Annotated in this window: 7 protein-coding genes; 4 read left to right on the top strand and 3 right to left on the bottom strand. The window is 66.6% G+C overall.

Annotation, left to right across the window (positions count from 1 at the left end; genetic code table 11):
• The first annotated feature begins 294 nt into the window (after nucleotides 1–294).
• Complete coding sequence (locus tag ACWEKS_RS13645; protein ID WP_452340360.1) at nucleotides 295–1,770, top strand: FAD-binding protein; 1,476 nt, start codon at nucleotides 295–297, stop codon at nucleotides 1,768–1,770.
• A gap of 70 nt (nucleotides 1,771–1,840) precedes the next feature.
• Nucleotides 1,841–2,707 carry an alpha/beta fold hydrolase gene (locus ACWEKS_RS13640; RefSeq protein ID WP_452340359.1) on the top strand — a complete coding sequence of 289 codons (867 nt, stop codon included), beginning with the start codon at nucleotides 1,841–1,843 and terminating at the stop codon, nucleotides 2,705–2,707.
• Here the strand turns inward: ACWEKS_RS13640 and ACWEKS_RS13635 are convergent.
• Entirely contained in the window at nucleotides 2,687–3,367 is a 681-nt protein-coding gene (locus tag ACWEKS_RS13635) for a Dabb family protein (protein ID WP_452340358.1), read from the bottom strand. The genes ACWEKS_RS13640 and ACWEKS_RS13635 overlap by 21 nt on opposite strands.
• 10 nt (nucleotides 3,368–3,377) lie before the next feature.
• Nucleotides 3,378–3,725 (bottom strand): hypothetical protein, encoded by a 348-nt coding sequence (locus tag ACWEKS_RS13630; RefSeq protein WP_452340357.1) that lies wholly within the window; start codon nucleotides 3,723–3,725, stop codon nucleotides 3,378–3,380.
• Nucleotides 3,726–3,829: 104 nt separating this feature from the next.
• Between ACWEKS_RS13630 and ACWEKS_RS13625 the strand changes: the two genes are divergently transcribed.
• On the top strand, nucleotides 3,830–4,510 hold the full coding sequence (locus ACWEKS_RS13625; RefSeq protein WP_452340356.1) for a helix-turn-helix transcriptional regulator: 681 nt from the start codon (nucleotides 3,830–3,832) through the stop codon (nucleotides 4,508–4,510).
• A 15-nt stretch (nucleotides 4,511–4,525) separates the two neighbouring features.
• Here ACWEKS_RS13625 and ACWEKS_RS13620 read toward each other — a convergent pair whose 3' ends face one another.
• Nucleotides 4,526–5,302, bottom strand: coding sequence for an IclR family transcriptional regulator (locus ACWEKS_RS13620; RefSeq protein WP_452340355.1), 777 nt, complete (start codon nucleotides 5,300–5,302; stop codon nucleotides 4,526–4,528).
• A gap of 291 nt (nucleotides 5,303–5,593) precedes the next feature.
• On the opposite strand from ACWEKS_RS13620, the gene ACWEKS_RS13615 reads away from it, so the two are divergent.
• Nucleotides 5,594–6,838, top strand: a complete 1,245-nt coding sequence (locus tag ACWEKS_RS13615; RefSeq protein WP_452340354.1) for an ABC transporter substrate-binding protein — start codon at nucleotides 5,594–5,596, stop codon at nucleotides 6,836–6,838.
• Nucleotides 6,839–6,871 lie beyond the last annotated feature (33 nt).

Here is a 6,871-nt window from a genome sequence, read left to right as displayed (position 1 = left end):
CCGACGATCGGCCAGTAGGCGAAGTCGAGGTCCCGATTGATCAGATAGTCGACCGCGATTCCCCAAGGGCTCGAGTCTCGCGTGAATGCCGTCCTTTTCTTCGCCAGTCCTTGGCAGGGAAGCGGAGTCGGTGTGCCCACTTCCTCGACACGGCAGTGGAATTCGCCGTAGACCCGCTTTGAGGGGCACCCGTCGGCACGGCTGCGATGGGGCTGTTCGCTTCTCGCGCGGGCGGAATCCCGTTGCGCGGGAATCAGCTACACCGGTCCGGCACACTGCGGTGAGGGTTGCGACATGAGCGCAGAGATTCCCGAAGTTGTGTCGGTGTCGGAGGTCGAGGAGTGGTCGGCGAACGTCGACGTGGTCGTCGTGGGGCTGGGTGTCGCCGGCGGGTGTGCGGCGGCCGAGGCGGCGACCGCCGGGGTCGAGGTACTGGTGCTGGAGCGGGCCGCCGTCGGGGGCGGTACCTCGGCGATGGCGGGCGGGCACTTCTATCTCGGCGGGGGCACCGCGGTGCAGCTCGCCACCGGCCACGCCGACAGCGAGCAGGAGATGGAGAAGTACTTGATCGCCGTCTCCCGGCAGCCCGATCTCGCCAAGATCCACGACTACTGCGTCGACAGCGTCGAGCATTTCGACTGGCTGGAGGGCCTTGGGTTCCGGTTCGAGCGCAGCTACTACCCGGACAAGGCCGTGATCCAGCCCGGGACACAAGGCCTGATGTACACCGGCAACGAAAAGGTTTGGCCCTACCGGGATTTGGCGACTCCGGCGCCGCGTGGTCACAAGGTGCCGGTCTCCGGCGATACCGGGGGAGCGGCGTTGGTGACAAACCTGCTCATCGAGCGTCTCGCCCGGCTCGGCGTCACCGTTCAGTACGAGACTGCGGCGCGGCAGCTGATCTGCGACGAGACCGGGACCGTGGTCGGCGTTCGGTGGAAGCGCTTCGGTGAGACCGGGGCCGTTCGGGCGAGCGCGGTCGTCCTCGCGGCCGGGGGATTCGTCATGAATTCGGAGATGGTGCGGCAGTTCGTTCCCCACCTGGCCGCGAAACCCTATCCGCTCGGGTCGTCATTCGACGACGGGCTGGGCATCCGGCTCGGCATGTCGGTGGGAGCGGCGACCGAGCAGATGGACCAGTGCTTCGTCACCGCGCCGATCTACCCGCCCGGGCGCCACCTCACCGGCATCATCGTCAATGCCCACGGGCAGCGTTTCGTCGCCGAAGACTCCTATCACGCGCGCACGGCAGGGTTCGTGTTGGAACAGCCGGACGCGAAGGCTTATCTGATCCTGGACCAAGCGCATCTGGAGAAACGGGACTTCCAACTCGTGCCCTTCATCGACGGATGGGATTCGATCGCCGAGATGGAAGCGGCGCTGAAGATCCCGGAGGGAAACCTGCGGCGGACACTCGACGACTACAACACGCACGCCGCGGCCGGGGCCGATCCTCGATTCCACAAGCAGCCCGAGAATCTCGAGGCGCAAAATCAGGGTCCATGGGCCGCCTTCGACCTGTCGCTCGGGGCAGCCTCCTATGCGGGGTTCACCTTGGGCGGCCTGCGGACGAACGTCGACGGCCAGGTGCGGCGTGCGGACGGTTCGATCGTCGCGAGACTGTACGCCGCGGGTGCGTGTGCGTCGACACTCGCGCAGGACGGCAAGGGATACGCGAGCGGCACGCAATTGGGCGCGGGCTCGTATTTCGGCCGGAGAGCCGGGCGGCATGCGGCTTTTCAGGTTGGAAAGCCCACGGACGCACGGTGATCGGCGGGTGTTGTGCCGTTGAACGGGAAACCTGATCCGATGCCCGCCACAGTGGTGCCAGGCTCGCGGTATGACTACAGCCGTCGACACCCCAGCGATCCCCGAACTTCGCGAACTCCCGAGCGAGCGAGGTGTGCTGCGCTACCGCGAAAGTGGCGACGGGCCGCCATTGCTGCTCCTGCACGGCTCCGGCCCCGGCGTGACCGGCTGGCGTAACTTCGGCGGTAATCTGCCGACTTTTGCGCGGCACTTCCGGACCCTCGTGCTCGAGTTGCCGGGGTTCGGTGTCAGCGACGATTTCGACGCACCACATCCGATGGTCTCCGCGCAGGCTGCGGTGACGGCGTTTCTCGATGGGCTGGGTCTGGACCGGGTCCGGATCATCGGCAACTCGATGGGCGGCTTTGTGGCGACGGACTTCGCCCTCGCCGCCCCCGAGCGGGTGGAACGATTGGTCACCATCGGCGGCATCGGAACGTCGCTGTTCAGCCCGCAGCCCGGCGAGGGCATCATCCGGCTCAGCGAGTTCGTGGACAATCCCAGCAAGGAGGCACTCGCCGCCTGGCTGCGATCGATGGTGTTCAACCCCGCGCTGGTGACCGAGGAGCTGGTGCGGGAGCGGTGGGAACAGGCCACCGATCCCGCGACCCTGGAGAATTCACGCCGCATGTACGGCGCCGCCGCCCTGGCGCGGATGGCCGAATCCATGCGGTCGGCCGATACCACGCCCGGGTGGGCGAATCTGCGTCGGCTCACGGTGCCCACTTTGGTCACCTGGGGGCGTGATGATCGCGTGAGTCCGGTCGACATGGCGTTGATCCCGATGCGCATGCTGCCGAACGGGGAAGTCCACATCTTCCCCAACTGCGGTCACTGGGTGATGATCGAGCAGAAACAGGCGTGGGAGGACGCTGTCCTAGCGTTCCTGCGCCGCTGAGAGCGCCGTCGGCGCCGCGTCCGTGAGGACCGGCGCCGACATCGCGCAAAAGCTGTGGCACACCCGGTCTTTCACGATCTGCTCGGGGCACTCGGGATCGAACCAGCGGTCGACATGACCCCAGTGGATCGGGTGATTCATGTAGGGTCCGAGCAACGCGTCCACATCGGTGAACTCCTGTTCCCACACGTGGGTCCATCCCGTCGCGCCGGTGGCGTGGGCGACCCGGCTCAGCTGCCAGGCCCGGATGCCGGAGACGTGCTCGGGAATCTGGAGCATCGCGTGCTCGAACCGATCCACCTCCGACTGCGCCGCCGAATCCTCTACGCGCAGTAGCAATGTGCGGTAGAGCGCGGGCGGATTCGCCGATGGGCGGCGGCCCGCGCGCCCCTGAGCTGCGGATCCGCCGACATACTCGACGGAGTCGACTCGATCGATGGCCGGTCCGCGGGTCACGGCGTCGATGGTCGCCTGCTGGCTCGACCATTCCGATTCCGATTCGAACTGGAAGTGGGCGACGATATCGCCGCCGTTACGCGCGCCGGGCAGCGTGCGCGCGACGAGGCTGTGACGGGCTCCGGCCGATTCGGCCGCCGCGGTGACCTCGCGAAGCACCGCCGCGACGGCCACTTCGTCGTCGGCGTGGATAAGGTGCAGCAATCGGGTGACCTTATACATTGCACAGCCCTTCGACGGCGTCGGCGTCGGTGGCCATGGACCGGGTGCGCTCGACGATCATGGGGGAAACGGACTCCCACCATCGTGCGTGCGCTGGATCATGGCGGCCCTTCACCGCCGCCTCCCACCACCGCCGCGGACCCGCGACGGTCCAGGTCGCAGTGACGACATTGCTCTCCCCGTCGATCCAGACCGGCGGACTGACCAGGACCCGATCCAGCGTCAGCCCTCGCGCACGCGCACCGGGCGCGTACTCGCTCAGATAGGCGTCGATGAACGCGCGGGCATCGCCTGGTTTGAGCACTATCCGGTCGATGATGTAGATGGTGCTGTCGCTCATGTTGATCAACGTAATTGGGGCGGAGCCGGGTCGATGACCACGTTCCCGTCAGCCGGGATCAACCCTGGAGGGAAGGCCCGAAAGGCCTTGTAAGCTCGGCGATCATGGGTACCGACGGCGATTCGTTTCCGAACCTTCCGGCCACCAGCTGGGCCGTGCTGGGCATGCTGTCCTTCGGTGAGGAATTGACCGGCAACGAGCTGCGGAAGTGGGCCGACTGGAGCATCGGCTTCTTCTACTGGAGCCCCTCGGTCAGCCAGATCTACAGCGAACTCAAGAAGCTCGAAGACCTGTCGCTGGTGAGCTCCCGGGTTGTCGCGGACGCGGGGGTGCGCAATCGCCGGCGCTACCGCATCACCCCGGAGGGCGTGGCGGCACTGCGGAAGTGGTCGGCCGACGCCGAGGTGGAGACGCCGATGCTCAAACACGGTGTGATGCTTCGGCTCTGGATGGGACACCTGCACGAGCCGGATCAGCTGAAACGTATCGTGCGCGCCCACATCGAGAACCTGCGCGAGCGTGCGCGGCAGGCCGGCGGACACGCCGATCGGTCGGATCCGGAGCCGGGGTGGGCTTTCACCCAGATGAGCCTGCGGTGGTCGCAGCGCTACTTCGAAGCCGAGATCGAGCTCGCCGAACAGCTGCTGGCCGATATCGACGCCGCGGCGGAGCACTATCGCGCGGCGGTGGTCACCGACTCGGAGGGGATGCCGGTGCCGCGTCATCCGGGCAGCTGGCGTGACGTCGGTGATCAGGGTCCCGAACCGGGGAGTCGGCCCGACTAGACCGGCCGGGGTGGCTCAGCCCTCTGCGAGCACGGAGGGTGCGGTCGGCAACGCCCGCAGGATGTTTCGGCGCTGCAGGGTCGGGGTGACGAATCGGCCGATGTTGAGGCTGCGCACGATGGCGGCGGCGGTGAGCTGGACCGGCGTCGTCAGACGGCTGTCGAAACTCATGTGAGTGCGGGGACCGCAGATCGATACCGCGGTGTTGGCCTCGCCTACCTCTCCGATCGGAGCCGCGATGCATCCGAAGCCGCTCGGCGTTCCACTGCGCTCGACCGCGTATCCGAGTTCCCGGATCAGCTCGCCGCCGGGTTCGTCGTGATCCCGGTATGCCAGCAGCGCCTTGCCCAGGGCCGTGCGCGCGGCGGGCAGTCGGCCGCCGATCCGCGTCGGCACCTGCGGCGCCAGCCGCCCGCCGATCTTGTCCAGGTACACCACGTCGTCGCCGTCGAGGACCGCGAGGTGCACCACCATTCCGGTGGCGCGATAGAGATGGTGCAGGTGTTCGCGGGCGGCCGCGTGCACCCGATCCTGATGGACGGCCAGCGAGCCGAGTTCGACCAGTCGGATGCCGAGGCTGTAGCTGCGGCCTTCGCGGTGCAGCCAGCGCAGGCGGACCAGGCGGTCGAGCATCCGATGCGCGGATGAGCTGGGAAGCCCGGTTCGGTTCACGATCTCCGTCAAGCCGAGGCTCTCATGCCCGTCGAAGGCGTCGAGGACGAGAGTCATTCGGTCGAGGATGTTGCTGGGAGTGTTCACCTCGGCCGGAGGGATCTCCTGTGTCATGGTCATGCTGTGCTCCTCGCTGACGACGGCAACGCACTGACGTCGCTATTTCAATTTGAAAATAGTGGCACATCGACCTCGATTCGTGAAGTGGATCACGTAGGTTGCCTCGACCCGGGGCGCGGGCGGAAATTCTCGCCGCCCTTCCCGGTGGACGGGAATCGCCATCGGCGACCCCGTCTTCGATCCGCACATAATCGCCGCTGTCATCGACTGTGATGCACGTCATGCGAGGAGTCCGGTATGCCGGGGAACACTAGGCGCGGCCTCTCCTCGTCAGTAAGGAGAGTTCGGATCATGAAACTTGGCGGACATGCTCGCCACCGGCGCGCACTAGCCGGAATCAGCGCTTTGGCCCTGCTGGGGGCACTGGGGGTCACCGCGTGCAGCAGTGACAACGGATCGAACAACAGCGCGGTGGCAGGCGCGTCCACCACCGCGCTACCGGACAACCCCGCCGCCGGGGCACCGGTGAAGATCGGATTCATCTCCACCGAGGGCGGCGCCGTCGTCTCGATTCCGGAGATGCGCGAGGGTGCTCAGGCGGCGGCCGAGTACGTGAACAAGAACGGTGGCGGCCTCGCCGGTCATCCGATCGACCTCGTGGTCTGCAAACAGCAGGAGGAGCCGACCTCGGCGACCAAGTGTGCCAACGAATTGGTGGAGCAGAAGGTCGCGGCCGTGCTGTCACCGGGAACCTCGCAGGGGCCGGCGATCGTCCCGATCGTCGCCGGGGCGGCAATCCCGTACATCACCCTGAACGGCGTGTCGGCGGATGAGCTGACCTCACCGCAGTCCTCGTCGCTGTCGGCCGGTCTGCCCGGAACGCTGACCGCCATGGCTGCGGCGGCCAAGAAACAGAACATGAAGTCGTTCACGCTCTTCGCCAGTGACGGCGGAGGGATCGGCGCCATGATCAAGGCGATGGGGGCTCCGATCTTCCAGGGCTTCGGTGTTGCGTTCCAGGTCGTGCCGATCGCGCTGGGCGTACCGGACCCGACCCCGCTCGTCACCTCGGGCTTGTCGTCGAAGCCGGACGGGATCAGCGTCATGGCCGATGCCGGTACGTGCGCCTCGGTGTACAAGGCCGTATTGACCGCAGATCCGAATGTGCAGAAGGTCTACATCCCGACCTGTCTGGATCCCTCCGTCACGAACATCATCGGTATGGACGCGGTCAAGGGCAGCATCGGTATCACCGCGACCGACTACTTGTCGGACCGGCCGGATTCGGTGCTCTACCGCTCGGTGCTGCAGAAGTACGCCCCGGACGTGAATGTGACCGGTGCGGCGTCGTCGGGTTACCAGCTCGTCATGGCTCTGGCGGGAGCGACCAAGAGCCTGCAGGGCCAAGCCGATGCGGCTGGGATCGCTCAGGCGCTGAAGGCCTCCAAGAAAGTGGAGATGCCCGCCGGGGGTGGGGTCACCTTCACCTGCGACGGGACGGCCGTGCCGCAGATGCCCTCGATCTGCTCGCGCCAGATGCTGATCGGCACGCTCAACGACAAGGGCGTCCCCGTCAACCTCGAAGTGACCGGATAACCCGGGGCGACACGGAGATTCGACCAGAGAGAC

The sequence above is a fragment of the Nocardia sp. NPDC004711 genome, from assembly GCF_053601595.1.
The sequence above is the reverse complement of the archived record's forward strand: the minus strand, read 5'-3'. Positions and strand labels throughout refer to the sequence as shown.